We start from the raw sequence: 24,816 nt of genomic DNA on the forward strand, positions 1-24,816 counted from the left end.
CGACGCCACATACACGATGTCCACCTCGGGGTCTTCGAGCAGTTCGGCGTAGCTCCCGTAGGACGCCGGGATGCCGAACCGGTCCGCGAACGCACCGGCACGCTCGGCGTCGCGCGAGCCGACGGCCACGACCTTCTGCTCGGTGTACGTCTGGAGCGCCTCGACGAACGAGGCCGCGATCCAGCCCGGGGCTATCACCCCCCAGTTCAGAGCCGGTGCGTCGCGGGGAGAAGGCGTCCGCGGTGCGGGCAGCGCGATGCGTGTCGCCTCGACTGCGCCGGCTGACTTCTCGTGTGCCATGGGGGTTCCTATCGGTTCAGGGGGAAACGCGGTGTTCGCGGAAGACCGTGGCGGTGCCTCGGGTTCGCGGTGCGTCCCGCACGGTGACCTGTACGCCGGAGTTCCGGCGTACAGGCCGTACGGGGACGAGCGGGGGTGCGGAGAAGCGGAGCCGTACCCGCCTCTTCGCGCGGACGGCGGTCCGGGGAGGCGGCCGATCATCGCCCCCTCCTCTCACGCAATCGATTGCGCTACGGTACGGCGACAACGCCCGAGGTTGTCAAGCCCTCCGTGGTCGCGGCTTCCCGGCGCCTCGGACCGACCCGGAGCGCGACCCGGGGGGCCGGAAGGAGGAGGTCCAGGGCCTGTCGTCTCGATCATGCCGGACCCCGCGAGCCCGGCCTGATCGAGACGACAGGCGCCAGGGCGTGTCCGGCGGATCAGGACCGGACAGGCCCTAGGTGGTTTCGCGCAGGACGAGCCGGGTGCGCAGGGCGACCTGCGCGGGGCTCGCACGGCCTTCCCTGCGCTCCAGGAACAGGCGCCCGCAGGTCGAGCCCACCTCATGGGCGGGGTAGCGGATCGTGGAGAGCCTCGGGCGCACCAGGGAGGCGATCTCGATGTCGTCATGGCCGATCAGTGCCACGTCGGACGGGACGGCGAGGCCCATGCGCTCCGCCGCCTCAAGAGCGCCGACGGCGGTGCGGTCGTTGACGCAGGCGATCGCGGTCGGCGGGTTCCTGCGGCTCATCAGCCGGCGCAGTCCCGCGGCGCCGGCCTCCCGGGTGTGCTTCCCGCGGACGATCAGCCCGGCCGGCAGATCGAGCCCGTGCCGGCCGGCGGCGGCTCGGAACAGGTCCAGGCGGGGGTCTCCTGCCGGTGTACCGGCCGGCCCGACCAGCATGCCCAGCCGCTCGTGCCCCTGCCGCGCGAGGTGGCCGACCGCCCGGTCGACGGCCTCGTGGGAGTCGGCGCGCACCAGATCCAGGTCGCCCAGCGCGGCGTCGGCACTGACCACGACCGGGATGTTCGCTGCCCGGACGGCGTCGAAGTCGTTCGGTACCAGCCACATCGGGGTGATCACCACTCCGTCGAGTCGGCGCCTGACCGTGTCGTCGAGGTAGAACAGTTCCTCCGCACGGTCCGCGTTCGTGTTGCAGACGACGACGTGGTACCGCGCCGGGCGCAACGCGTCCTGCAGCCCTCGGGCCAGCTGGGCGTAGAAGGGGTTGGCGATGTCCGGGATGATCAGCGCCACGGTGCGGGACTGCCCCGTGCGCAGGCTCTGGGCCACGGTGTTCAGCCGGAACCCCAGCTTCGCGATGGCCGCCTGCACCGCGTCCGCCGTGCCGGGAGCCACCCGGCGCTTGCCGCTCAGCACATAGGACACGGTGGTCACCGAGACCCCCGCGGCACGGGCCACATCGTTCATCGTCACCGGCTGCTGTTCCATCCCGGACCTCTCCTTCTGCGGCCGGGCGCCGCCGGCCCTGCCGGACAGTGCCGGCAGCCGTCACAGGCTACGACGTGGGCGCAATCGATTGCACCCACGTCGACGGCGAGAAGGAGCTACCGCCCCGAACGCACCACGCGTACATCGGCGGCCCGGACGAACGCGACCCGGTGGCCGTACTGGATCTCGTAGTACTGATCCCGGCCGACCACCGTCCTCTGCCCGGCGGGGTCGAAGGTGACCGCGTAGAAGTACGCACTGCGCACCCGGTCACCGGCCACGTACCGCTGACCCTCCGTCAGGGTGTAGGGCAGCGGGGCCAACGGCTGGACGGGCACGTCCGCCGGGTAGGCCGACGCCTCCGGGTACGCGCGCCCGTACACCGGTACGCTCCTCAGGCCGGGCCGGGGCGTGACCGTCCGCCCCGAGGCCCCGACCGCCGTCGGCCGCTCCGCCGGATTGCGGAACCACGCCTTCTGGCCCAGGTACCAGATCGCCGTCCAGTCACGCCACCGGCCGGCGACCGCGTACTGCTGGCCGGTGGACACACGTGAGGAGAGGTCGTTCACGCCGGTGGTCGGTGCCGTGCCGAGGCCCGGATCGCTGATCAGCGGCGCGTTCACGTCATGGTCGGAGTACAGCCGCACCGCACCGGACCCGTGGGGCGCGCACGGCACGCCCGGCGCCTGGCAGCTCGTGAACAGCGGACGGTTGGCGGCGTAGTCGGGGCGGATCGTCACCAGGCCGGCGTCGCGTCCGGCGGTGGCCTCGAAGGGGCGTCCCAGCAGCCGGAAGTAGTGTGCCCAGTCCCAGTAGGGCCCCGGGTCGGTGTGCATTCCGGGAATCGTGACGGGGGTCGTGCCGGGCACGTTGTCGTGGCCGAGGATGTGCTGCCGGTCGAGCGGGATGTCGTACTTCTTCGCCAGGTACCTGACCAGCCGCGCGGAGGACCGGTACATCGCCTCCGTGAACCAGGCGTCCGGCTCCGTCAGGAAGCCCTCGTGCTCCAGGCCGATCGAGCCCGTGTTGACGTACCAGTTGCCCGCGTGCCAGGCCACGTCCTTCGCCTTCACGTGCTGGGCGATCCGGCCGTCGGTGGAGCGGACCGTGTAGTTCCACGAAGCGCCGGACGCGGGGTTCCGCACCCAGCCCAGAGCGGCCTCCCAGGTGCCCTCGATGTCGTGGACCACGATGTAGCGGATGGGCTGGGAGGCGGGCCGCGCGCTCAGGTCGTGGTTGCCGAACCGGCCGTCCCCCAACTGCTCGTACGGGGCCGGCACCCACTCGCAGGACACCGTTCGCGGGCACTCCGCAGGGCCCTCGGACGGTGTGCCCTTCCGGCCCGTGCGGGTGAGCCCCGCGGTGCCGGGGGTCACATCGGGCCGGGCGGTCAGGGTGACTCGCTGGCCGGCGTCCGTGGTGCGTGCCTTGCCGTCGCGGATCACCGCGTACACGTCGTCGGCGTACGCGGACGATGCCGCGGGGTCGTCCGTGCCGGAGAAACGGGCCACCGCCTGGTACCAGTCGGCCGGGTCCCCGCTCGCCGGTCTGCCGAGGCCGCGCTGGGCGGCGGCCAGCAGCGCGGCGCCGCCGGCCACGTTGGCGGCCGGGTCGGTGCGCAGTCGCCGGCCGGTCAGCCCGGTCAGCTCCGCGGCCCTCGGCAGTGTCATCAGGCGGGCCGGCGGGTCCTCGCTCCTCGGCAGCCGGATGTCCGGACGCCCGGGCCGCAAGTCGTCGCCGCGCAGGTCCTCGGCGACCTCGGGGCGCTCCGAGGCCCGGGCCAGGTGGGTGCGGGCGTCGGTGAGGTGCATCGGCCCGTACCCGCCGACCACGCTCGGCGCGCCACCGTGCGCGTCCCAGCGGGACTGGAGGTAGGAGACGCCGAGCAGCACGCTCTGCGGCACGTGGTACTCGGCCGCGGCGGCGGCGAACGCCCGCTGGAGCCGGTCCGACGAGGGTGTCGCGGCGGACGGGGACGTACCGAGCAGCGGCAGCAGCAGCGCTGTCACCGCCACGGCGCCGACGGGGGCGCTGACGGATGAGGATCTTCGCAAGGCGGACTCCTGTGCGAGGGAGGGACGGACGCGGGCGGCCGTCGATGGCACCACCGCCCTGATGGCCCGTCAATCGTGCTCCCCCGTGCCCGTTTCGCCCTGCTACCGGGTGTCCGGGCGCGTCGCCCGGCGGTCCCGCCCCTTCGTCCGGGTCGGGTCGGGCCAGGTCGGTTCAGGCCGGGGAGGAGCTCACCGCGTCGATGAGGCCGGTATCCGCCCCCGCGAGTTCCGGCACGGTTTGTGCCGCGACCGGGTCGCTCGCCTCGGTCCGGCGAGGCCCGGCGAAGGCCGGCGAAGGCCGGGCTCCCGGGCCGGCCCGTCAGGCGGACGCCATCCAGTGGCCGGCGAGGCGGGCGACCCAGCGCTCCGCTTCGTCCGGCCTCGCCGGGGGCTCGCCGACGACGACCACTTCGCCCACCCCGGCGCGTGCCAGGTCGGGCAGCGTCTGCGGGGTGGCGTCGGTCAGCGCCACCGCCACGGTCAGTTCGTCCCAGGGGCGGTCCAGCTCCGCGCAGTGCTCGCGCAGAGCGCGGACGCGGTCCACCGCCTCGGCGGCCGAGAGGCTGAAGCCGTACCAGCCGTCGGCGACCTCGGCCGCCCGGCGCAGCGCCGCCCGGCCGTTGCCCCCCATCACGACCGGGATGCGCCGGTCGCGTACCGGTTTGGGATTGACCCGGACCGCGCTGAAGCGGGTGAATTCCCCCTCGAAGCCGGCCACGTCCTCCCGCCACAGCGTGCGCATCGCGGCGAGGTACTCCTCGGTGCGCCGTCCGCGGCCGGCGAAGGGGACACCGAGCGCGGTGAACTCGTCGGCGGACCAGCCGATGCCGACCCCGATCGTGACCCGCCCCGCCGACAGGACGTCCAGGGTCGCGGCCTGCTTGGCGACGACGAGGGGGTTGTGCTCGGGAAGGAGCAGGACGCCGGTGGCGAGTGCGATCCGCTCTGTCGCGGCGGCCGCGAAACTCAGCACGAGCAGCGGATCGAGCCAGTCCGCGTCCGCCGGTACGGCGATGTGGCCGTCGTCGGAGTACGGGTACCGCGACACCGGGGCGTCGACCAGCACGACGTGCTCCCCCGCCCAGAGCGTGGCGAATCCGTGTGCTTCGGCGGCTTGCGCCACCGCCCGGACGATCTCCGGCCGGGCACCGTTTCCGATGCCCAGGGCATGCAGGCCCACCCGCACGAGTCACCTCCTGAGACGGAGCCGCTCCGCCCCGGCACACCGCGTGGACGTGATGGGCCGAGGAGGACCGGCGCGAGGAACCGACCGTAACAGCGCGGTCCCCGCCCCGCCCCGCGTGACGGGCCGCACGGCGGAGCTCGGCTCGCGTGCGGGCCGCACTTCTCGCCCCTGGAAACGCTCAGGTCCGCCGAGCGTTCGCAGGCCACGTCCCCCGGGGCCGCGAGGGCGTTTGGGCAGCGCCCCGGCCCGTGGAAGGCTGACCGCCATGACGACGAACGCGGACACCTTCCGGGACCTGGGCCGAGAACGCCTGTTGTACGGATGCATGGGCCTCGGCGGCGACTGGGACACCACCCCCTACCGAGCCTCGGACATCGCCGGGGCGGAGGCCGCGGTCGAGGCGGCGCTCGACAGCGGGATCACGGTGTTCGACCACGCCGACATCTACCGGCACGGGAAGTCCGAGGCGGTTTTCGGTGAAGTGCTCGCCCGGGCGGACGGGTTGCGCGAGCGCATCGTGCTGCAGACCAAGTGCGGTATCCGGCAGGCCGCCGGTGACCTGCCGGGGATGTACGACCTGAGGGGCACGACCATCCGCCGCCGGGTCGAGGAGAGCCTGGAGCGCCTGCGCACGGACGTGATCGACGTGCTGCTCCTGCACCGCCCCGATCCACTGGCCGACCCCCAGGACGTGGCCGACGCCCTGACTTCGCTGCACCGGCAGAAGCTGGTGCGCAGGTTCGGAGTGTCCAACATGAGCGCCGCTCAGATCGCGCTCCTCCAGGCCCACCTGGAGTTCCCCCTGGTCGCGAACCAGTTGGAGATGAGCCTTGACCGCAGGGACTGGCTGGAGACGGGCGTGCTGGTGAACACGCCGGAATCGGCGTCCGTCGGGTTCCCGGCGGGGACGGTGGAGCACTGCCAGGCAGTCGGGATCAGCCTTCAGGCCTGGGGTGCTCTCGCCCGGGGCCGTTTCACCGGTCGGCAGGAGACCCCCGCGGAACAGGCCACGGCACGGCACGTCGCCGCGCTCGCCGAGACGAAGGGCACCACACCGGAAACGATTCTGCTGTGGTGGTTGCAGAGGCACCCGGCGCGCATCGCCCCGGTCGTCGGCAGCTCCCGGCCCGAACGCATCCGCGCCTGCGCCGACGCCGTGCGGCGGGAGCCCGAGCTCACCCATGAGGAGTGGTACGGACTCTGGGTCACCGCGCGCGGCGCCGCGCTGCCGTAACCGCGCGATCGGCCCGGCCCGGGGGCGCCCGGGCACAGGTCCGCCCCGAGCATGCCCGGGGTGCCGGACGGCAAAACCTGACGGAGAAGGAGACTACCGACCAGTAGAACGACGGTCGTCCAGCCACCAGGATTGTGCGTGAGCATGACAGTTCGTTCGTTCCCCCATGACGTGCGAGCCACCGTCAGTTCCACACCCAGGAGACCTTCATGCATGCAGGCGACACCACCGTGCGCACCGCCGCGGCACTGTCCGCGGCCATCACCCTCGTCGTGGTCCCCGTCACCTCGGCCACGGCCCAGGACGCGCCGGCCCGCACCGCCACCGCGGTGGCCACCACGGGCGTCGACTACGGCCGCTGGCGGCAGGACGTCGCCGCCGTCGCCGCCGAGGCCCGGCCGTGGCTGGAGACCCGCACCGGGAACGCGGGCGGGGAGAAGCAGGCGATCGTCCTCGACATCGACAACACCGCGCTGGAGACGCACTTCCACCCGTTCTGGAAGACGCCCACACCCGCCGTCGCGGACGTGCGGGAGCTGGCGCGCTACGCGGACTCCCGTGGCGTGGCGGTCTTCTTCGTCACGGCCCGGCCGGACATCGTCCGCTCCCTCACCCGGTGGAACCTGGAGCAGGCCGACTATCCCGTCGACGGGCTGTACGTGCGCGCGCTGCCCGACATCTTCGCCGAGGTCAGCGCCTACAAGACGGAGAAGCGGGCCGAGATCGAGGCGAAGGGCTACAAGATCATCGCCAATATCGGGAACAACGACTCCGACATCGTCGGCGGCCACGCCGAACGGACGTTCAAGCTGCCGGACTACAACGGCCGGCTCTTCTGAGGCACGCGCGTCCATCGGGCCTACGGGGCTTCGGTACCGTCCCAGGTCCGGTGGTAGTCGCGCCAGTCGGGGCGGTGGCCGGGCAGGCCGGTGCGGCCGCCGCGGAGCCCGTCGAGCGTGAGCGCCAGCATCCGGCGGCGGGCGTGGTCGTCCTCCGTGGTGCGCCGGGGGTAGCGGCTGAACATCTCGATGACATGGGTGATGTCCAGCGCCGTGACGTCCTCGCGTACGGTCCGGTCCATGAGGCCGCGTTCCAGCAGTTGCTCCATCAGCTCCTTGGCCCGCTCATTGGCCGCGGACACCTCCTCAGGGACCGGGAAGGTGCCCGCGAGGGAGGCGAAGGCGCCCGCCCGCACCTCGACCGCGCGGGCCATGTACCGGGCGAGGGCCTCCCAGCCGCTGCCGGTCCCCCCGAGCTCCTGCCGCAGCGCCTCGGTGGTCTGGGCGATGCCGACCGCGCACAGCCGCTGGAGCAGCTGGTCCTTGCTGCCGTAGCGGCGGTAGAGCGTGCCGATGCCCACCCCGGCCCGTTCGGCGATGGCCGAGACCGGGGCTTCGGCCCCCCGCTCGGCGAAGACGGCACGGGCCGCCATGAGCACGAGCATGTCGTTGCGTTCGGCCTCGGCCTGCCGGCCGAACCGCCCTCCGGTCCGGGCCCCCGCGGCTGATGGCGTACTCATGACGTACAGGCTATTGCCTATCGGAGCGTTGTGCTCCGATACTCCCGTTCGGAGCACAACGCTCCGATAGGAGGCCCCCGTGGAAGAGACATCCCTGCTGGTCTGGTCGGCGCCGGTGTTCGTTCTCCTGATCGCCCTGGAGATGGTCTACTACAAGCTCCACCCCGACGAGAACGCCAGCGGCTACAGCGTCCGGGACACCGCCACCAGCCTCTCCGTCGGTCTGGGAGCCGCTCTGGTCGACGTCCTGTACAAGGCGCTCGCCCTCGCCGTGTTCATCGGCCTCTACGAACTGACCCCCCTGCGCGTCGAGGTCACCTGGCTGACCTTCCCCCTGATCCTGCTCGCCCAGGACTTCTGCTACTACTGGATGCACCGCGAGCACCACCTGGTGCGCGTGCTGTGGGCCAGTCATGTGGTGCACCACTCCAGCGTCAGGTACAACTTCTCCACCGCCGTACGGCAGCCCTGGACAGGTCTCACCTCACAGCTCTTCTTCATCCCGCTGGTGCTGGCGGGTGTGCCGCCGTGGGCGGTCCTGGTGTGCGGCGGCATCAACATGCTCTCCCAGTTCTGGCTGCACACCGACCGGATCGGCCGGCTCCCGCGCGTCATCGAGAAGACGGTCAACACCCCGTCCAGCCACCGGGTGCACCACGCCTCCCAAGGCGGCTACCTGGACCGGAACTTCGGCGGAATCCTCATGATCTGGGACCGGGTGTTCGGGACATGGGCCGAGGAGACCGAACAGCCCCGGTACGGCCTCACCAAGGACATCGACACCTTCAACCCGCTGCGCGTCGTCTCCCATGAGTACGCGGCCATCGGCCGGGACCTGGCCGGGGCCGCGACCTGGCGGGACCGGGCCGGATTCCTCCTGGCCCGGCCCGGTTGGCGGCCCGCCCCGGGAACGGGCTCCCGCCCGGGGGAGACCTGACGTCCTGCGGCCGGAAGGAGTGAGGGGGTTCAGCGTCCCCGGCCTCGGTCGCTCCCGGAAGCGGGAACGACCACCGTCGTCGTCATCACACCGACCTTTCGCAGAGCGGCGATCATGGCGGCATTCGCCTGCGAGTCGGTCACCAGGGTGTGCACGGCTCCGATGTCGGCGATTTTCGCCTGGCGCACCCTGCCCAGTTTCGAACTGTCGGCGACGATCATCTTGTGGTCCGCCTGTTCCAGCATGATGCGGTCGATCTCCGCTCCGCGTTTGCTGTGGCGGGTGAATCCGGCCTCCGGGCTGACGCCGTCCGCACCGACGACCGCGTAGTCGAAGTGGTAGGAGCGCAACCACTTCTCCGTCTCCTTCCCCACCAGGTCGTTGGAGAGGGAGCGCGCCGTCCCCCCGGTGACGACGACCTGGACGAGCTGGCGCACCATGAGGCTCGCCGCTGTGTCCAGGCCGTTCGTCACGACCGTCAGACCGGGCCGGGCGGCCAGGCTCTTGGCGACGAAGCCGACGGTGCTGCCGCCGCTCAGGGCCACGACGAGCGGGCGCGAGGGGATCAGCGATGAGACCAGGGCGCCTATACGGCGTTTGGCCTCGGTGTTCTGCGAGTGCCGCAGACTCACCGGCAGTTCGGCACCGCGCCGGGTCGCCGTGATCTTTCCGTAGGTGCGACGGACGAGCCCGGTCTCCTCCATCACCGCCAGGTCCCGTCGCACCGTTGCTCCGGAGACTCCGAGACTCTTCGGCAGGAAGCGGACCTGGAGCTCTCCTCGCTGTGACAGCAACGCCAGCATGATCGCAATACGCTCGTCGCGCTTCCTGTCACTCATCGATCGCTCCACAGAAAGGGCGAGTAAGAAATCCGGACGGTTCCACCCGAAATTCCGGTGGCACACCTGTTGCCGTTTGAATTTCCCGAACGGCCGAGGCTCGAATTTTGGTTACCAGATTTCATGGGTTTCCGTGTGGCTGCACCGGCGGGATTCCGCCGAGCGGCAATGGTTTCCTGGGGCACTCTTCGGCCTGCCGCCCCGTCCGGCCACCCGAAGTGCCCGCCGGGGGTGGCGTGATGGCTCGTGACCTACCGTTCGAGTGACCTACCGATCGAGCACGTCCGCCGTGCGAAGGCAGGGGACCGTTCTCACTTACCGACCGGTAGGATTCCCTTTCACATTTCCCCTGACGGGCCGTCGGAGGCGACGATAATAATACAACCACAAGACAGTTCCATCGCTGCGGTATACCTCAGGGGGCGAAGTGATCACCGAATATGAGCATTCCTGATCCGCCACGTCGGCGGCCCGCCCTTCACACCGGGGCGCCGCGCACCGGTACGCGGCGCAGCGCGTCAGCATGAGAGCGGGAGAAGAACCGTGATCCTCTTGCCCCAGCTGGTGCGGACGACGGACCAGTGGTCGGCCACGGCGAGGACGACACCCAGACCGAACCCGCCTTCGGTGCCGCGCTCGCCCGCGTCGACGACCCCCGGCACGGCCCGGCTGTCGTCGCACACCTCGATGAACAGCTTCCCGCCGTACAGGCCCAAGCACATTTCCAACGGGCCGCCGGCATGCACGCACGCGTTCGTCACCAGTTCGGAGACGACCAGCAGCGCGCTGTGCGCCGCGTCGTGCGCGCCCGGGCAGTCACGGTGCTCCGGCAGTCCGTGCTCCTCGACGAAAGCCCGCACGGCGTTCCGGGCGTAGCGGACGGTGTCGGACCGGCGCGTGAGATCCACTGTCGCGGAGAACGCCGGCCGTGCATCGCAGGCAGTCAGCATGCTCATGCCTTCTCCATCCTCATCGACAGGGGGCCGGCGCGGGGGCCCGCCGGGTGGCGCCGCCCGGTGAGCCACGGGGTCACCCCCTTCACCTTCACAGAGCAGGCCGCGCGCACGGCAAGGGTCACTCCCTAGTACCGGCGCGGTATGCCGCGACCGCCTCCGTGTCGATGCCTACCGGCCCGTACGACGACGCGCCCCCGAGGCGGCCCGGCGAGGCGTCCCGGCCCGGAAGCGGTTCGCCGAGGAACACCGCGTCCTGCGCGGCGACGGGATCGGCGACCGGCCGTGCCCGGCAGGGCGGCCGGGCGCGGCGCCGGAGGCCCGACGCGGACGGCCGGGCCGGGGAACCACGCATCGGTCATGAGTACTTCGTGCCGGACCGGCACGCGCGATGCCCCGGCCCGGCCCGTTTCGCCAGGGTCCGCGCCCCGTACTTCCCACTCCCGCCAGGTAGCCTCTGACCTGCGGTTCCCATGGCCGGGCGGAGTTGCGGCAGCCGGCTCCGGCCACCTCGCGCAACCCGCTGGGCGGCTCTGCCGTGCCGGCCTCGGCACCAGGTGGCGAGGCTTCGCGGCCGGTCCTCGGGTTACCCGCCGAGGAGTGAGCGGTCACCGGCACCCATGCCGTGCCCGTGGTCGCCCACGCCAGCTCCCGCGGGAGCCGACGAGAGGAGAACGCATGGCCGGCGCACACCCCGCCGACCTCATCGACCTTCGACTGCTCAGGACCTTCATGGCCGTCGCACAGGACCTGAGTTTCACCCGGACGGGCGCGCGGCTCTTCCTGACCCAACAGGCGGTGTCGTCCCATGTCCGGGCGCTGGAGGCGAGCCTGGGGGTGCAACTGTTCCGGCGGACCACGCGAAACGTCACCCTGACCCGCGCCGGCGCGCTGCTCCAGGAGCGTATGCAGCCGGTCCTGCAGGCCATGGACGAAGCGATCATCGACGCGCGGGAGGCGGACAGCCTCGGCGGGGAGATCCTCGTCATCGGCCATACCGCGTCGGCCGGGCACCAGCTGCTCCCCCGTGCCGCGGGTGTGCTGGACCGTCTCTCGCCGGAGCTCCAGGTGCGGACCGAGCAGCACACCGAGCTCGGTCTCCGGGCCGCCGTCACCGAAGGGCGTGTCCACCTGGGTGTCGGGCTGGAACTCACCTTCGGCGGCAACCGGATCGCCGGCCAGACGCTCGGGCATGAACCGTGGTGCGCCGTGGTCGGGTCCCAGCATCCGCTGGCCGCTCGCGACCGCGTGAGCACGGCGGAGCTGGCCGGCCGGGAGTGGCTCAGCTGGCCGCGCTCCAGCCACCCCGGACACTGGCGGGCGATCCAGCGGCTCGCCTCCGCGGCTGCCCCGGCCCCGGTCGTGACGGAGACCTGGCTCAGCCTCGCCCATGCCCGGCTCACCACGGCCGACGCGGTGATGTTCCAGCCCGCGTCCTACGCGAGGCACCTTCCGCAGGGCCTGGTCACACTTGCGCTGGAGGACGCGCCGAGCGGTCGCTTCTCAGCCGTCTGGAGCACGCTGACCACACCTCCCTACCTGCATCAACTGCTCTCGGCCCTCGCCGAGGCGGCCCGGCACCCGGCGGCTTCCGCCGGGCCGGGGGGAGGAGTGCCCGGACAGGCGCCGCCACGTACGTGACGGCGCCCGCGGACCCTGCCTACTGGCACTCCTCGATACGCTCCTGCTCCGTCATGGGCCTGCTCTGCTGGCTCCTGACGGCGGGTTCGCCCTCGGCCGGGCCTTCGGCCTCGAAGGGGACGTACCAGTAGCGCTTGCCGTGGAACCGGTCCTTGAAGATCAGCTCGTAGGTCCCCGAGACCTTCTGCGTCTTCGGAGCCACGGTCACCCAGCCGACCTCGCCCGGCGGAACGTCGAGGAACGTGGTCTCGCCCTCGGTGTGCGACGACGACCAGGTGCGTCGGTAGGAGGTCTCGAAGGCGACCTTGAAGGTTGCCCCGAACGCCTTGGTACCCACCTCCGTGCGCAGGGACACCCCGAGGGAGTTGGACTCCCCCGTGGTGTGCTCCCAGGTACGTGAGGAGGTCTGCTGGTCCTGCGTGCAGTTCCAGGCGCGGTCGCCCACGCTCTCCTTCCTGCCCGGCACGATGGTGACGTCGCCGGCGGGGTGGAAGACACACTTCTTGGTGCCGTTGTCGCACTTCTCCAGCAACTCGATGTCGGTGGGCCGGCTGTCGTCGGCCTGTGCCGAGGGGACGGCCACCAGACTCCCCGCGGTGACCAGCACCGTCAGGACACCCGCCCAGCGAGTGCGATTACGCGTAGATGCCATGGTTCACCCTCTTCTTCCTCCCGCCCGGCCCACCGGCATCCCGCCTCAGCACCATGCCGCCTTCTCCTCCTCGGTCATGGCCCGGGTCCGCTGCGCCATGCTGCTGGTGCCCACCGGGCCTTCGGCCTCGAAGGGGACGTACCAGTAACGCTTGCCGTGGAACCGGTCCTTGAAGATCAGCTCATAGGTCCCCGAGACCTTCTGCATGTCCGCAGCCCTCGTCAGCCATCCGACCTCTCCCGGGCGCACCTCGACGAACGTGGAGCTGCTCTCGGTGTGGGCCGTCCGCCATGTGTGCTCGAAGGAGGTGGTGACACTGGCGCTGAAGGAGTTGAAGAGTCCCTCGTACCCGGCGGTGACCGTCATGGACAGACCCACGCTGTTGGAACTCTCCGTGGTCTCCGACCAGGAGCGGCTCGAACGCTGGGGCACGCTCGTGCAGTTCGGGTAGTCCGACCCCACCTGGTGCCGGGGTCCGCGGAACTCGGTCATGGGGCCGCTGGGGTGGAAGACGCACTTCTTGGTGCCGTTGTCGCACTTGGCCAGCAACTCGGCGTCGGAAGGGCGTGCGCCGTCGGCCTGCGCCGGGGGGACGGCCACCAGGCTTCCCGCGGCGATCAGCACGGCCAGGGCGCCCGCCCAGCGGGCGCGGTTGCGCGAGGTCCCCTGCGGGCTGTCGGGGCGTGCGGTGGACGTCCGACGCGCTTCCTCGGACACGGTCACCCCCGTCACCTGAACTCGATGGATGCGGCGCGGTCGTTCCACGGCCCGTCGATGACCGGCGTCAGTCCCTCGTAGGTGGGTGAGGCCTCGCCTCCCAGATAGGGCGCCTCGTGCAGGACCACGTTGCACTCGGCCCAGCCCTGCACGGCGGAGACCCTCCCCTTCCATTCCTCGGGGAGGTTGAAGTAGAAGGCCGTCTCCCGCTCGCGGCCGCAGGGACGGCTGCCCCACAGGGTGATCGAGTCCCCGGCGAACCGCCAGTGCTCGAAGATGGTGCCGATCACCACGTCGGTAGGCTTCTCGACACCGGTCTGGGCTCCGCCGGGGTTGCCCTTGATCTGCACGTTCGCATACGCCTGGGCTTCTTCCACCGTGCCGAAGCACTGCTCTTCCCTGTTGCCCACGTTGACGGTGCAGTGGTTCCCGTTCCGGTCGGGTGCGGCGCCCGCCGAGCTCACGGCGATGGACACCGTGCAGACGACTCCCAGGATGCCGGCGCCGGCGATCACCGCTCGTTTGGTACGCCTTCTTCTGTTCCCCATGCGCCGCAACTCCTTCACATGTACTGGCCGCCGCCCGGCTCGTTCCGGATGCGCGACGGGGACTGTCCGGCCTTCAGGCACGGAGGGACGACGAGGCGGCAGGGCGACGCGCAGGTCCGGGTGGACCGCAGGTCCTGCGGGAACCCGGTTTCGCACCGTCCGCATCCGGGCCGCCGAGGGGGTCGTCCGCTGCCTCGCTCGCCGGTTCGATGCTCGCTATTGTGCGTTCACCGTCAGACACATGACAACAGCAACCGGAATACGCGCAAGGGTTGTTGTGAATGCGCGGGCCGACGTCACACTATGCCGTGTTCATCCCCCTTCATTACGGGCCGATCGTCTGTGAGCACGGTGGGAAGCAGACATGATCCGGCCACGGCTTCCCGTGGGGACACCGGGGCCGGCGACGGCCGGCCCCGGCAGGCGCTCACAGCGCGGGACGCTTGAACTGCTGGTTGGTGCCGCTGCCGCAGGTGTACTGGAAGAGACGGGCCCCGTTGGCGGTGGAGTTGCCGGACACGTCGAGGCACTTGCCGCTGTGGCGGGCCGTCAGGCGGTAGTAGCCATCACCCTGGTCCTGGAACTTCCACTCCTGGTTGGTGCTGCCCGTGCAGTCGTACTGCTGGACCACACCCCGGTCCTCAAGAGAGGCGCCGGACACGTCGAGGCACTTGCCGCTGTGCTGGGCCTTGAGACTGACGTAGCCGTTCCCCTTGTCCACCAGGCGCCACTGCTGGTTCAGTCCACCGTTGCAGGTGTACTGGAGCACGGCCGCCTTGTTGGCCGCGGAGTTGTCGCTGATGTCCACGCACTTGTCACTGTGGCGGGCGACCAGACCGTAGTACGGTCCGCCTCCGGTGCCCGACACCGTGCCCGCCGCGGTGTCGATGGTGGTCTGCGGGTAGTACGGCATGGCCATGGTGGTACGGGTGGGGAACTGCAGCGGAAGCCAGACGTACTGCGAGTCGTTGACCTTGCCGCCGAAGGAGTTGCCCCAGCGGTCGCCCATGTAGAGGTACGACGTGCCCGACGTGCCCTGGACCGGAAGCACGAAGGCCGTCTGGGACTCGTAGCCCTTGCTGTCGCCCACGTCGGCCATGGGGGTCCAGGGTCCTGCGAGGCTGGTGGCGGTGGAATACCGCTGCTGATTGGGGTCCCAGCCGCTGTTGCCCGACGTCAGCATGAAGTAGACGCCGTCGCGCTTGAACAGCGCCGGAGCCTCACGGTACTTGCCGTCCCAGGGATTGGCGACCAGGCCGTCGTAGCCGGTGTAGGTGGCGTTCAGCTTGTAGATGCGCAGGTCGGCGTTCTGGTCGGACGAGGTGATCTGGTACGCGGTGCCGTCGTCGTCCTTGAACAGTGTCTGGTCCCTGGAGGTGGCGTCGTCCGGCGCGCGGAAGCTGCCCTGCCAGGTGTAGTCCCCGTCGACCGTGTCGGAGACGGCGACGGCGGCATGTGCGTCCGTGTAGTTGTTGGCTGGCAGCCCCTGCTCCTTGTGCATCCACATGACGTACTTGCCGGTGGTGCTGTTGTAGATGACCTTCGGACGTTCGATCTTCGCGACGGCCAGATCGGGGTGACTGGCCGAGGTCAGCACGTCCCGCCGGAACTCCCAGGTCTTCAGGTCCGTCGAGCGGTACATGGAGACGGCCTTGAAGGTGTTGTCGGCGTTGCGGTTCTCGCCGAACCAGTAGTAGGCGGACCCCACTTTGATCACTCCGCCGCCGTGGGCGTGGATCACTGCGCCCGTGGCGTCCGTGAACTGCGTCTTGCTGGTCACGGACACCGGGGCCGCCTGGGCGGCCGTCACGGGGGAGAGCAGGGCGATCACACTCGCCCCGGCGACCAGTGCGCGGGCCATGCTGCGTCTGAGCACGAAGGGCTCCTCTGCCGTCGACGTACTTTGCTTTTTGTTCGTTCATGTTTGAGCTTGGGCAGACCGTAAGGCGGAGACCGGCTTCCGTCAACGGTCTGGACACATCGGACCGCCGGGCCTCGGCGGGCCGGTGAAACCCCGGATCCGGCAGCGGGGGGGGGAAGCCGGATCCGGGGTGGTCGATGCCCCTCTGTGCGACGGCGGAGGGGACGCGGTCAGAAGGTGAGGGTGCGGCGGTGGACGCGGGCTTCCCACGGTTGCAGGGTGTGCGGCGTCGTGAGAGGCGATGTGGCGGGGACGTTGGCGATGAGTGTCTCGCTGTGCTCCCAGCCGCCGGGCAGGCCGACGGTGAGCGGGATTCCGCTGAAGTTGGCCAGGACGAGCAGTTCGGAGCCGGTGGCCTTGTCGTACCGGGTGAAGGCGTAGAGCCGCTCATGCTCCGGAAGGAACATGCGGAAGTCGCCGTGGACGAGGGCCGGTTCGGTGTGCCGCAGGGCGATCAGGCGCCGGTAGAAGTGGAAGACGGAGTCCGGATCGGCGAGCTGTTCCTCGGCGTTGACGGTGGTGTGGTCGGGGTTCACCGGGAGCCAGGGGGTGCCGGTGGTGAATCCGGCGTGTTCGGTGGCGTCCCACTGCATGGGGGTGCGGGCGTTGTCCCGGCCCCGGTGGCGCAGACCGTGCAGAATGCACTCCGCGGGAACGCCCTGGGCTGCCCGGTCCCGGTAGTGGTCGAGGGACTCGATGTCGCGGAAGTCGGCGATGGTGCGCAACGGTGCGTTGGCCATGCCGAGTTCCTCACCCTGGTAGATGAACGGGGTGCCGCGGTGCAGGTGCAGGACGGTGGCCAGCAGCTTGGCCGAGCGGTCACGATGGGCGGGGCTGTCGTCGCCGAACCGGGAGACCGCACGCGGCTGGTCGTGGTTGTTCCAGTACAGGCTGTTCCAGCCCTTCGCCCCCAGCCCGGTCTGCCAGCGTCCGAGGACGGCCTTCAGATCGGTCAGCTTCAGGAGCCGGACGTCGAACTTCCCGGCCGGGCCCTGGTCGAGGCCCATGTGGTCGAACTGGAAGACCATGTCGAGCTCGCGGCGGGCGGGAGCGGTGAAGAGTACGGCCTCCTCCACGGTGACACCGGGAGTCTCCCCCACCGTGAGCAGACTGCGCGGGCGGCCGGCGAAGACTTCGCGGTGCATCTCGGCGAGGTACTCGTGGATGCGGGGCCCGGAGACGAGGTACGGGGTGCCGTCCCCGTACCGGGAGCCTTCGGGCACGACCCCGTCGGGCAGCGCCGGGTCCTTGGAGATCAGGTTGATGACATCCATGCGGAAACCGTCGACGCCCCGGTCCAGCCACCAGTGCATCATGCGGTGGACGGCCTGGCGGACGGCGGGGTTGTCCCAGTTCAGGTCGGGCTGCTTGCGGGAGAAGGTGTGCAGGTAGTACTCGCCACTGGCCTCGTCGAGCGTCCAGGCAGGACCGGAGAACCACGACTTCCAGTTGTTCGGCTCCGCACCCGGCTCCCCGGGCCGCATGTCCTCCCGCGGTGGGCGCCAGATGTACCAGTCGCGCCACGGCCCCTCAGGACCGCCGTCCCGGGAGGCGGTGAACCAGGGGTGTTCGTCGCTGGTGTGGTTCACCACCAGGTCCATGACCAGCCTGATGCCGCGCTCGTGCACCCGCTCCAGGAGCAGGTCGAAGTCGGCGAGCGTGCCGAAGAGGGGGTCGATGGCCTGGTAGTCGCTGATGTCGTAGCCGTTGTCGTCCTGTGGGGAGGGGTGGACCGGCGAGAGCCACAGCACATCGACACCGAGCATGGTCAGATGGTCCAGGCGCTCGATGATGCCGCGCAGATCGCCGATGCCGTCGGCGTCGGAGTCCGCGAAACTGCGCGGGTATATCTGGTAGACCACCGCGTCGCTCCACCAGGAGCCGGCGGGGTCGGCCGCGTATGCGGGCACGTCACATCCTCATCGGGTGCGGTCGGTCAGGTCGGCCGGCCGGTCGGGGCGGGTGGTCCCGGTCGTGGTACCGCCTCTCACGGCTCAGGACAGGGTCCCGTCCACCGCGTCGCGGATGACGAGGCACGCCGCCCCCCGGGCCCACAGGTCGTGGGGGACGGGGTCGACATGGAGGGAGCAGTCGCGGGCGGCGTCGGAGAAGGCATGAGCCTGGAGTGCCTGGGACATGGCGGGTCCGAAGAGGTCGTGGGCGGCCGCGCCCTCACCGGCGACGACGATCATCCGTGGGTTCAGCAGATTGCACAGACCCGCCAGACCGCGCCCCAGGGCGGCCCCGGCCTCGGCGAACGCCGCACGGGCCACTGTCCGCGCCGATCCACGCGGCGAACGGGCCAGGCGGGCCGCCTCCTCGATGGTGGTGCAGGTGACACCGGCGTCCCGCAGATGGCGCAGGACCGCCCGGTCACCGGCGAGGGCCTCCACGCAGCCCCGGCGGCCGCACCTGCACAGAGGCCCGGCCGGGTCGAGCGGCAGGTGCCCGAATTCGCCGGCCAGTCCGGTGGCACCGGAGAACAGGGCGCCGTCGAGGAAGAGGCCGCAGCCGATACCGGGGCCGACCGTGACGACGGCGAACGTGTCGACGCCGCGGCCCCGGCCGAACCAGCGTTCCGCGACCACCAGCGTGTTCACGTCGTTGTTCACGACGACCGGCAGGCCGGTCGCTTCGTGCAGCGGGCCGGCCACATCCACCTGGTCCCAGTCCAGCAGGGAGGAGTAGCGGCAGAGGCCGGTGCCGGGGTCGACGTGGCCGCTGACTCCGACGCCGACCCCCAGTGCCCTGTCCGCCGCCTCGGGCACCTCGGAGAGGAGCCTGCGGGTCAGGTTCGCCGCGGCGGACAGGGCGGTTCGGGGGGTGGGGTCGCCGATCGGCCTCTCGGCGCGGGCCAGGACGTCGGCGGCCATGTCGGTGACCACCGCGGAGACCTGCGCGGGGCCGATCTTCACACCGACGACGACGTGCTTGCCCGGATTGAGGCGGAGCATCTTCCGCGGCCGGCCCCGGTCCCCCGCACGGGCGACGGTCTCCCGCAGGTAGTCGTGCTCCAGGAGCGGGGGCAGCATCCTGGTCACGCCGGAGGGCGCCAGGCCCAGGCGCCGGGCGAGCTGGCTGCGCGAGAGGGGCCCCTCGGTGAGGACGGTCGCGAAGATCTCCGCACGGGTGCGTTCACTGACAAGGTCCGAGAAACGGGTTCTGGACAGGCTCGTCACGTGGACTCCACAGCGCTGGTCGGTCGAGGGTGCAAGCGCGGCACCGGACTTCGACAACGCCCGTCCGGTCCGCCGTTTCCTGCCGGCCCGGCGATGGCGGGCCGGCAGGATGTGACCGGCCGCACCAGCGCCTATTACGTGCGCGGGGGAAGGAAACAGCGGGTCACGGGAGCATGGTAGGCACGGCTCGGCCTGCCCGTCCGGCCTCGCCCACCGGTTCCTGACCTGCCGGCGAGCCCTGCCAGGAGCCCCAGCCGCCGAATCACGTCCCTTTTGTTCGCAGGTGGAAGCAATTCCCGGCTCCGATCGGTGTCCGCACCGCTCACGAGTGACCAGGGCGGACGGTCGGACTGCTCAACTGCGGTGAGCGGAAGGCCTGGTGGGCCGGCTACGCGGGGCGTGGGCGGTGGGTGTCGATCAGGCGGTCCATCAGGGCGTCGAGCCGCTCGTGGACGACGCGCCGGGAGGGGTCCTCGTCGTGCCAGGCGACGATCTCCCGCGCGCCCCGCGCGAAGGGTATGGACACGGTGGACTCCGGCACCACCCGGCGGACCTTGCTGTTGCCGAACACCATCGCATGCGCCTTGTCCCCGATCAGCGCGGCCCGCACCCCGTCGGTGTCACGGACGTCCGCCGTGATGACGGTGGCGCCTTCCGGAGCCGGCCTGACCGAGGAAAGGTTCCGGTTCAGCAGATGGAGGTCGGCGCCGAGTTCCACGGCCCGCCGCGAGCAGGCGGAGCTGATGCGTCCGGTGCCACCGATGAAGAGGACCTTGCGGCCCCGAAGACGACTGGAGGACATGAAGGGTTCGTGCTCCTCGCAAGGATCGGGCTGCCGATGACAGGGGGCGCGGTTCGGCACCGCAGGGCGTCGGGGGTGCCTGGTGCTCGCCGGGGTAGGTGATACCCAGGTCACCGCGTATCTCGTCGAGGGCGCGCATGATGCGCAGTGTCTCCTCCAGCGGCATCAGGTCGGACTCCAGGCGTCCGGCGGCGATGCACCGGGCCGCCTCGGCCGCCTCGTAACACAGCCCGCCCCCACGTTGCGCGGGGACGTGGGAATCGAGCACCTCTGCCTCACGGCTGACCAGGCGGATCGTCGCGGGCGCGTAGAAGTCGCCCTCGATCTCCAGGCGGGCACGGGTTCCCGCGATCGACGCCGTGGTCGGGGTACGGGCGAAAAGTGTGGTGTTGAGGACCGCGTGCGCCCCGGCCGCGTTGGTGATGACGACCGACGCCTGGCCGTCGACGCCGGTGAAGGCCTTGGTTCCCGTGGCGGCGACCGAGGTGAAGGCCTTGGTTCCCGTGGCGGCGACCGAGGTGAAGGGCCCCAGCACCATGGAGGCGAAGGAGACCGGGTAGATGCCGAGGTCCAGGAGTGCTCCGCCCGCCAGCTCGGGAGCGAAGAGGCGGTGCGGCGGGTCGGGTTTCGCCGGCAGGCCGTGGTCGGCGATGACGGTGTGCACCTCGCCGAGCAGCCCCGCCTCCAGCACCTGACGGACCACGTCGATATGCGGCAGGAAGCGCGTCCACATCGCCTCCATGAGGAACACACCCCGCTCCCGGGCCGCCGCGATCAACCGCTCCGCCTCACCCGCGTTACGCGTGAACGCCTTCTCCACCAGCACATGCCGACCCGCCTCGATCGCCTGCAGAGCCTGCTCGAAATGACCCGAATGCGGCGACGCCACATACACGATGTCCACCTCGGGGTCTTCGAGCAGTTCGGCGTAGCTCCCGTAGGACGCCGGGATGCCGAACCGGTCCGCGAACGCACGGGCACGCCGCAGGTCTCGCGAGCCGACCGCCACCACACGCTGCGCGGTGTGCGCGCGCAGCGCCTCGACGAAGGAGGCCGCGATCCCGCCCGGCGCGATCACCCCCCAGTTGATGACAGGCGCGTCGCGCGGGAACGGTGTGCGGCCTGGGCAGCACCGGACGCGCCGCGTCACGCGCGTGTCCTTCGGCATGGGAGGGCTGTGGCATGGGGCTCCTGTCGGGACACGGAGGTGTGGGGGGGCCGGAGTCGCGTCGTCGGGTGCTCCGGTGGCGGCGCGTGGCCATCGCGTGTCCCCGCCGTCGCGGGCAGGGGCTTTCCATGCAAGCCGATCTTGGTGCGGCGGCGCAACCGGCCGCTGGACCGGCGCCGCGGCGGGTGGCCCCGTCACGCGTCGAGGCGGTCACAACGTTCACGTGGCACGCGCGGTTCGCCGGGGGCGCGGAGCGTCACGGGCGAGCGCCGGTCCGGGGCGGCGGAGCACGGCGGGGGCGGAGCACGGCAGGAGCGGAGCACGGCAGGAGCGGAGCACGGCAGGAGCGGAGCACGGCAGGAGCGGAGCACGGCAGGAGCGGAGCACGGCAGGAGCGGCGCCCCCTGCCGGTGCGCCGCCCCCGCCGTGCCGTCTCTCAGACGCGGACCATGGCCGAACCCCATGACGTGTGATCCAGCGTGCCGTTGGCGTTGTTGTCCACCACGACGAGCCGCAGCAGCCGCACGCCGGTCACGTCCACGTCGACGGGCTTCGACGCGTTCTCGGCCGTGAGAGCACCGCTGTCGTAGAGCACCAGGCCGTCGCCGAGGACGCGGGCCCGGGTCCCGCCGGCCGTGGGCGACTGCTTGCGCGAGAAGTCGTCGATACCGACCTTCGCGGTCACCCGCTTCACCCGGCCCCCCAGGTGGTAGGCGATGTCCGACGGCGCGTGCACGCCCAGCCCCTTGGTGTGCGGTTCGCCCTTGATGCTGATCGGGGTGCCGTCGCCCGCGGCCTGCTTGCCGTTGGAGGCGTCCCGCTCGACCGGGCCCCAGGCGTTGGCCGCCGACAGCCAGTCGAGGTCGCTGAGGTAGGCGTCCGCCGTGGGTGTCCGAGGCAGCGACGCGAAGATCTCGACGATGCCGCGGCCGCTGTACCGTACGGCGGTTCCCTGGTACGTGGCCGAGGCGTCGGCACGCAGCGTGAACGGGGTGCCCGCGGCCGCGGCGGCGGCGGGTGTCACCTCCCAGGTCACGGTGAAGGAGCCTCCCGCGGCGAGCTGGGCCGCCGTCTCCGGCGTGGTCGCACGCGCCTGCCAGCCGTCCGGCATGATCAGCTTCACCTGGGGAACGCTCCAGGCCGAGGCCGCGACGTTGGTGAGGACGGCCTTGACGGTGATCTTCTCGCCGCGGACCACGGCTCCGGGGACCTCCAGTCTCACGCCGTAGGGGTCACGCGTGTAGGTGTCCGTCCACGAGGAACGCATGAGTGCCGTCAGTGCGGCGACCTTGTCCGGGTTCGCGGCGGCGATGTCGGTCTTCTCGCCCGGATCCGCCGCGAGGTCGTACAACTCCACCCGCCACTGGCTGTCCGCCGCCGACCGCTGGTCCGACGGGGCGAAGCGGACCGCTTTGAGGTCGTCCCTGCGGACGGCCTCCGCCAGCTTCAGACCGCGGCCGCCGTCCGCGGCGTTGGCCAGCGCGTTCGCGTAGTCGTCGAGGCGTGTCCAGTACAGGTGTGAGTGGGCCGGGGCCGTCCCGCCGCCCAGCAGGGGTGCCACCGAGATACCGTCGATGTCGTCGGGCGCGGGTGCGGCGCCCAGTTCCGCGAAGGTGGGCAGCAGGTCGGTCAGCGGCGTCGGCCGCGTGCTGGTGCCGGGCCGCACCGTTCCGGGCTGCCACGCGATGAGCGGGACCCGCACCCCGCCCTCGTACAGGTTGCGCTTGTAGCCGCGCAACGGTCCGCTCGCCTTGAGGACCCTCGGGTCGAGGCCGTTCTCCTCGTGCGGACCGTTGTCGCTGGTGACGAGGACCAGGGTGTCCTGCTCGATGCCGAGGGCCTTGAGCTTGTCGACGACCTTGCCGACGAGGGTGTCCAGGCGGCTGACCTGCGCGGCGTGCCCCTTGACCGCGGCGCTCCAGCTCTCGCCGGCGTACTGGCTCGCGTCCGGGATCTCGGAGGGGGCGTGCGGGAGGGTGGGGGTGAGGAACAGCAGGAACGGTTCTTCGGCGTGGGTGCCGATGAAGTCCAGCGCGCGCTGCTCGATCAGATCGGTCGCGTAGGTCTTCCTGGCGCCATTCGCGTTCTCCGGTATCTCCTTCTTCTCCCCGTTGTGCCAGAGATAGGAGGGGTAGTACTGGTGGGCGTGGCCGTGGTCGATGTAACCGTAGAACTCCTCGAAGCCCCGGTGGTTGGGGTGGCTGTGGCTGTTGGTCGCCTCCGGTCCGAAGCCCCACTTGCCGAAGCACCCCGTGCGGTAGCCGCGTGAGTGCAGCACCTCGGCGAACGTGGTGTCGCCACCGCCCAGGAGCGGCACCCCGACGGCCGGGTTCCGCCACACCGTCGCGTGTCCGCTGTGCAGGCCCGTCAGGAGCGCGCAGCGCGAGGGCGCGCACACCGGGCCCGCCGCGTACGCCTGGGTGAAGCGCAGCCCCTCGGCGGCCAGGGCGTCGATTCTCGGTGTCCTGATCTTCTCCTGGCCGTAGACTCCCAGCTCGCCGTAGCCGAGGTCGTCGGCGAGTACCAGCACGATGTTGGGAGCGCGGCCCGCCGCGCGGGGCGCGGCAGAGGCCGGGGTGCCGGGAAGGGCCGCCAGAGCTAGGGCCGCGGCGGAACCTGCGAGGAATTGGCGGCGGCTGGGCATGATGTCCCCCTGAGTGTTTCGATGAGATGGGATTTGGTGAGTTGATCTGTTCGGCTCTGATAATCCATGGGTAAGTAGGAGGAGTCCATTGGCCGCGCACGAGTTTCTCGCGAGGGCGGACGCCCCTTCCGCCTGCTGTGCCCCCGCCGGTGGGCGCGGGCCGCGTCCGGCGGCGCCGGACGTCGTGCCACGGCAGGAGCGGGCAGCCGGCAGGGGCATGGTGGTGCTGCCCGGCGGCACCTTCCACATGGGCAACGAGGACGCGTACGCCAACCCCGGTGACGGGGAGGGGCCGGTGCGTGAGGTCACCGTGCCGGCGTTCCGCATCGACGCCTGTGCCGTCACCAACGCCCAGTTCGCCGCGTTCGCGAAGGCCACCGGATACGTCACGACTGCTGAGCAGTTCGGCTGGTCGTACGTCTTCGCGGGCTTCCTCACTCCCGAGCGGGTGCGCGCGAGCAGGGCTCCGGCCGGCACCCCGTGGTGGCGGGGCATCGAGGGCGCGTCATGGCGCACGCCCGAAGGGCCCGGCTCCGGCGTCGGCGACCGGGCCCGGCACCCGGTCGTCCACATCAGCTGGGACGACGCGCGGGCGTACGCGCGGTGGGCGGGCAAGCGACTGCCGACCGAGGCCGAATGGGAGTACGCGGCACGCGGCGGCCTCGACCGGGCCCGCTACCCGTGGGGCGACGAACTGACCCCGCGCGGCCGCTGGCGCTGCAACATCTGGCAGGGAGACTTCCCCACCGTCAACACGGCCGACGACGGACACCTGGGCACCGCCCCCGTCGACGCCTACCGGCCCAACGCCTACGGTCTGCACAACGTGGTGGGCAACGTGTGGGAGTGGGTGGCGGACCGCTTCACCGTGTCCCGTCCGGCGGCCCCCGGCACCGGCCCGCGCGGCCCCGAGGAGGGCGAAGCACGGGTGATGCGCGGCGGCTCCTATCTGTGTCACGACTCCTACTGCAACCGCTACCGGGTGGCGGCCCGCACCTCCAACAGCCCGGACTCCAGCAGCGGCAACTGCGGCTTCCGCTGCGCGGCGGACGCCTGAGCAAGGCGCCCGCCCGCCGCGCCGGGGGCCGGG

Annotated in this window: 21 protein-coding genes; 5 read left to right on the plus strand and 16 right to left on the minus strand. The window is 71.0% G+C overall.

Annotated features, from left to right (window positions below; genetic code table 11):
• The 4 genes from ACIQAK_RS28380 to ACIQAK_RS28395 all read right to left on the minus strand — a co-directional run.
• The coding region (locus tag ACIQAK_RS28380) for a Gfo/Idh/MocA family oxidoreductase (RefSeq protein ID WP_366392883.1) at positions 1-300 on the minus strand (300 nt) is incomplete at its 3' end.
• Positions 301-736: 436 nt separating this feature from the next.
• Complete coding sequence (locus tag ACIQAK_RS28385; protein WP_366392882.1) at positions 737-1,732, minus strand: LacI family DNA-binding transcriptional regulator; 996 nt, start codon at positions 1,730-1,732, stop codon at positions 737-739.
• A 116-nt stretch (positions 1,733-1,848) separates the two neighbouring features.
• Positions 1,849-3,786 (minus strand): N-acetylmuramoyl-L-alanine amidase, encoded by a 1,938-nt coding sequence (locus tag ACIQAK_RS28390; RefSeq protein WP_366392881.1) that lies wholly within the window; start codon positions 3,784-3,786, stop codon positions 1,849-1,851.
• Positions 3,787-4,105: 319 nt separating this feature from the next.
• On the minus strand, positions 4,106-4,966 hold the full coding sequence (locus tag ACIQAK_RS28395) for an LLM class F420-dependent oxidoreductase (protein WP_366392880.1): 861 nt from the start codon (positions 4,964-4,966) through the stop codon (positions 4,106-4,108).
• Between the two features lie 271 nt (positions 4,967-5,237).
• Here ACIQAK_RS28395 and ACIQAK_RS28400 point away from each other — a divergent pair, with 271 nt between their 5' ends.
• Positions 5,238-6,206: an aldo/keto reductase gene (locus ACIQAK_RS28400; RefSeq protein ID WP_366392879.1), complete on the plus strand. Its 969-nt coding sequence runs from the start codon at positions 5,238-5,240 to the stop codon at positions 6,204-6,206.
• 209 nt (positions 6,207-6,415) lie between these two features.
• Complete coding sequence (locus tag ACIQAK_RS28405) at positions 6,416-7,045, plus strand: HAD family acid phosphatase (RefSeq protein WP_366392878.1); 630 nt, start codon at positions 6,416-6,418, stop codon at positions 7,043-7,045.
• Positions 7,046-7,065: 20 nt separating this feature from the next.
• Here the strand turns inward: ACIQAK_RS28405 and ACIQAK_RS28410 are convergent, their stop codons facing one another.
• Positions 7,066-7,725, minus strand: coding sequence for a helix-turn-helix domain-containing protein (locus ACIQAK_RS28410; RefSeq protein ID WP_366392877.1), 660 nt, complete (start codon positions 7,723-7,725; stop codon positions 7,066-7,068).
• 79 nt (positions 7,726-7,804) lie between these two features.
• On the opposite strand from ACIQAK_RS28410, the gene ACIQAK_RS28415 reads away from it, so the two are divergent.
• On the plus strand, positions 7,805-8,662 hold the full coding sequence (locus tag ACIQAK_RS28415; protein WP_401372498.1) for a sterol desaturase family protein: 858 nt from the start codon (positions 7,805-7,807) through the stop codon (positions 8,660-8,662).
• A 29-nt stretch (positions 8,663-8,691) separates the two neighbouring features.
• Here ACIQAK_RS28415 and ACIQAK_RS28420 read toward each other — a convergent pair whose 3' ends face one another.
• A complete protein-coding gene (locus ACIQAK_RS28420) occupies positions 8,692-9,501 on the minus strand; it encodes a DeoR/GlpR family DNA-binding transcription regulator (protein ID WP_366392876.1) in 810 nt (269 codons plus the stop codon).
• Between the two features lie 518 nt (positions 9,502-10,019).
• Positions 10,020-10,457 carry an ATP-binding protein gene (locus ACIQAK_RS28425; RefSeq protein WP_366392875.1) on the minus strand — a complete coding sequence of 146 codons (438 nt, stop codon included), beginning with the start codon at positions 10,455-10,457 and terminating at the stop codon, positions 10,020-10,022.
• Between the two features lie 675 nt (positions 10,458-11,132).
• Between ACIQAK_RS28425 and ACIQAK_RS28430 the strand changes: the two genes are divergently transcribed.
• On the plus strand, positions 11,133-12,095 hold the full coding sequence (locus ACIQAK_RS28430) for a LysR family transcriptional regulator (protein WP_366392874.1): 963 nt from the start codon (positions 11,133-11,135) through the stop codon (positions 12,093-12,095).
• A gap of 19 nt (positions 12,096-12,114) precedes the next feature.
• Here ACIQAK_RS28430 and ACIQAK_RS28435 read toward each other — a convergent pair whose 3' ends face one another.
• The 9 genes from ACIQAK_RS28435 to ACIQAK_RS28475 form a co-directional block, all read right to left on the minus strand.
• On the minus strand, positions 12,115-12,747 hold the full coding sequence (locus ACIQAK_RS28435) for a hypothetical protein (protein ID WP_366392873.1): 633 nt from the start codon (positions 12,745-12,747) through the stop codon (positions 12,115-12,117).
• Between the two features lie 45 nt (positions 12,748-12,792).
• Positions 12,793-13,470 (minus strand): hypothetical protein, encoded by a 678-nt coding sequence (locus ACIQAK_RS28440; protein ID WP_366392872.1) that lies wholly within the window; start codon positions 13,468-13,470, stop codon positions 12,793-12,795.
• 5 nt (positions 13,471-13,475) lie between these two features.
• On the minus strand, positions 13,476-14,012 hold the full coding sequence (locus tag ACIQAK_RS28445) for a hypothetical protein (RefSeq protein ID WP_366392871.1): 537 nt from the start codon (positions 14,010-14,012) through the stop codon (positions 13,476-13,478).
• Between the two features lie 427 nt (positions 14,013-14,439).
• On the minus strand, positions 14,440-15,873 hold the full coding sequence (locus ACIQAK_RS28450) for an RICIN domain-containing protein (protein ID WP_366392884.1): 1,434 nt from the start codon (positions 15,871-15,873) through the stop codon (positions 14,440-14,442).
• 230 nt (positions 15,874-16,103) lie between these two features.
• Positions 16,104-17,843: an alpha-glucosidase gene (locus ACIQAK_RS28455; protein ID WP_366392870.1), complete on the minus strand. Its 1,740-nt coding sequence runs from the start codon at positions 17,841-17,843 to the stop codon at positions 16,104-16,106.
• A gap of 84 nt (positions 17,844-17,927) precedes the next feature.
• Positions 17,928-19,112, minus strand: coding sequence for an ROK family protein (locus ACIQAK_RS28460; protein WP_366392869.1), 1,185 nt, complete (start codon positions 19,110-19,112; stop codon positions 17,928-17,930).
• A 388-nt stretch (positions 19,113-19,500) separates the two neighbouring features.
• Positions 19,501-19,722 (minus strand): hypothetical protein, encoded by a 222-nt coding sequence (locus ACIQAK_RS28465; RefSeq protein ID WP_366392868.1) that lies wholly within the window; start codon positions 19,720-19,722, stop codon positions 19,501-19,503.
• 10 nt (positions 19,723-19,732) lie between these two features.
• Positions 19,733-21,064 (minus strand): Gfo/Idh/MocA family protein, encoded by a 1,332-nt coding sequence (locus ACIQAK_RS28470; protein ID WP_401849289.1) that lies wholly within the window; start codon positions 21,062-21,064, stop codon positions 19,733-19,735.
• A gap of 454 nt (positions 21,065-21,518) precedes the next feature.
• The gene (locus ACIQAK_RS28475) at positions 21,519-23,726 is read right to left on the minus strand and encodes a sulfatase-like hydrolase/transferase (RefSeq protein WP_366392129.1); all 2,208 of its coding nucleotides are present in this window, start codon (positions 23,724-23,726) and stop codon (positions 21,519-21,521) included.
• 217 nt (positions 23,727-23,943) lie between these two features.
• Here ACIQAK_RS28475 and ACIQAK_RS28480 point away from each other — a divergent pair, with 217 nt between their 5' ends.
• Entirely contained in the window at positions 23,944-24,783 is an 840-nt protein-coding gene (locus ACIQAK_RS28480; RefSeq protein WP_366392128.1) for a formylglycine-generating enzyme family protein, read from the plus strand.
• The last annotated feature ends 33 nt before the right edge of the window (positions 24,784-24,816 follow it).

This window comes from Streptomyces sp. NPDC088706, assembly GCF_044752765.1.
Lineage (GTDB): Bacteria > Actinomycetota > Actinomycetes > Streptomycetales > Streptomycetaceae > Streptomyces.

What these genes read in the sequence shown, in the direction of transcription:
- ACIQAK_RS28385 (WP_366392882.1), bottom strand. Translation starts at nt 1,732, where the DNA reads ATGGAACAGCAGCCGGTGACGATGAACGATGTGGCCCGTGCCGCGGGG.
- ACIQAK_RS28400 (WP_366392879.1), top strand. Translation starts at nt 5,238, where the DNA reads ATGACGACGAACGCGGACACCTTCCGGGACCTGGGCCGAGAACGCCTG.
- ACIQAK_RS28405 (WP_366392878.1), top strand. Translation starts at nt 6,416, where the DNA reads ATGCATGCAGGCGACACCACCGTGCGCACCGCCGCGGCACTGTCCGCG.
- ACIQAK_RS28410 (WP_366392877.1), bottom strand. Translation starts at nt 7,725, where the DNA reads ATGAGTACGCCATCAGCCGCGGGGGCCCGGACCGGAGGGCGGTTCGGC.
- ACIQAK_RS28420 (WP_366392876.1), bottom strand. Translation starts at nt 9,501, where the DNA reads ATGAGTGACAGGAAGCGCGACGAGCGTATTGCGATCATGCTGGCGTTG.
- ACIQAK_RS28425 (WP_366392875.1), bottom strand. Translation starts at nt 10,457, where the DNA reads ATGAGCATGCTGACTGCCTGCGATGCACGGCCGGCGTTCTCCGCGACA.
- ACIQAK_RS28430 (WP_366392874.1), top strand. Translation starts at nt 11,133, where the DNA reads ATGGCCGGCGCACACCCCGCCGACCTCATCGACCTTCGACTGCTCAGG.
- ACIQAK_RS28435 (WP_366392873.1), bottom strand. Translation starts at nt 12,747, where the DNA reads ATGGCATCTACGCGTAATCGCACTCGCTGGGCGGGTGTCCTGACGGTG.
- ACIQAK_RS28445 (WP_366392871.1), bottom strand. Translation starts at nt 14,012, where the DNA reads ATGGGGAACAGAAGAAGGCGTACCAAACGAGCGGTGATCGCCGGCGCC.
- ACIQAK_RS28450 (WP_366392884.1), bottom strand. Translation starts at nt 15,873, where the DNA reads ATGGCCCGCGCACTGGTCGCCGGGGCGAGTGTGATCGCCCTGCTCTCC.
- ACIQAK_RS28475 (WP_366392129.1), bottom strand. Translation starts at nt 23,726, where the DNA reads ATGCCCAGCCGCCGCCAATTCCTCGCAGGTTCCGCCGCGGCCCTAGCT.
- ACIQAK_RS28480 (WP_366392128.1), top strand. Translation starts at nt 23,944, where the DNA reads ATGGTGGTGCTGCCCGGCGGCACCTTCCACATGGGCAACGAGGACGCG.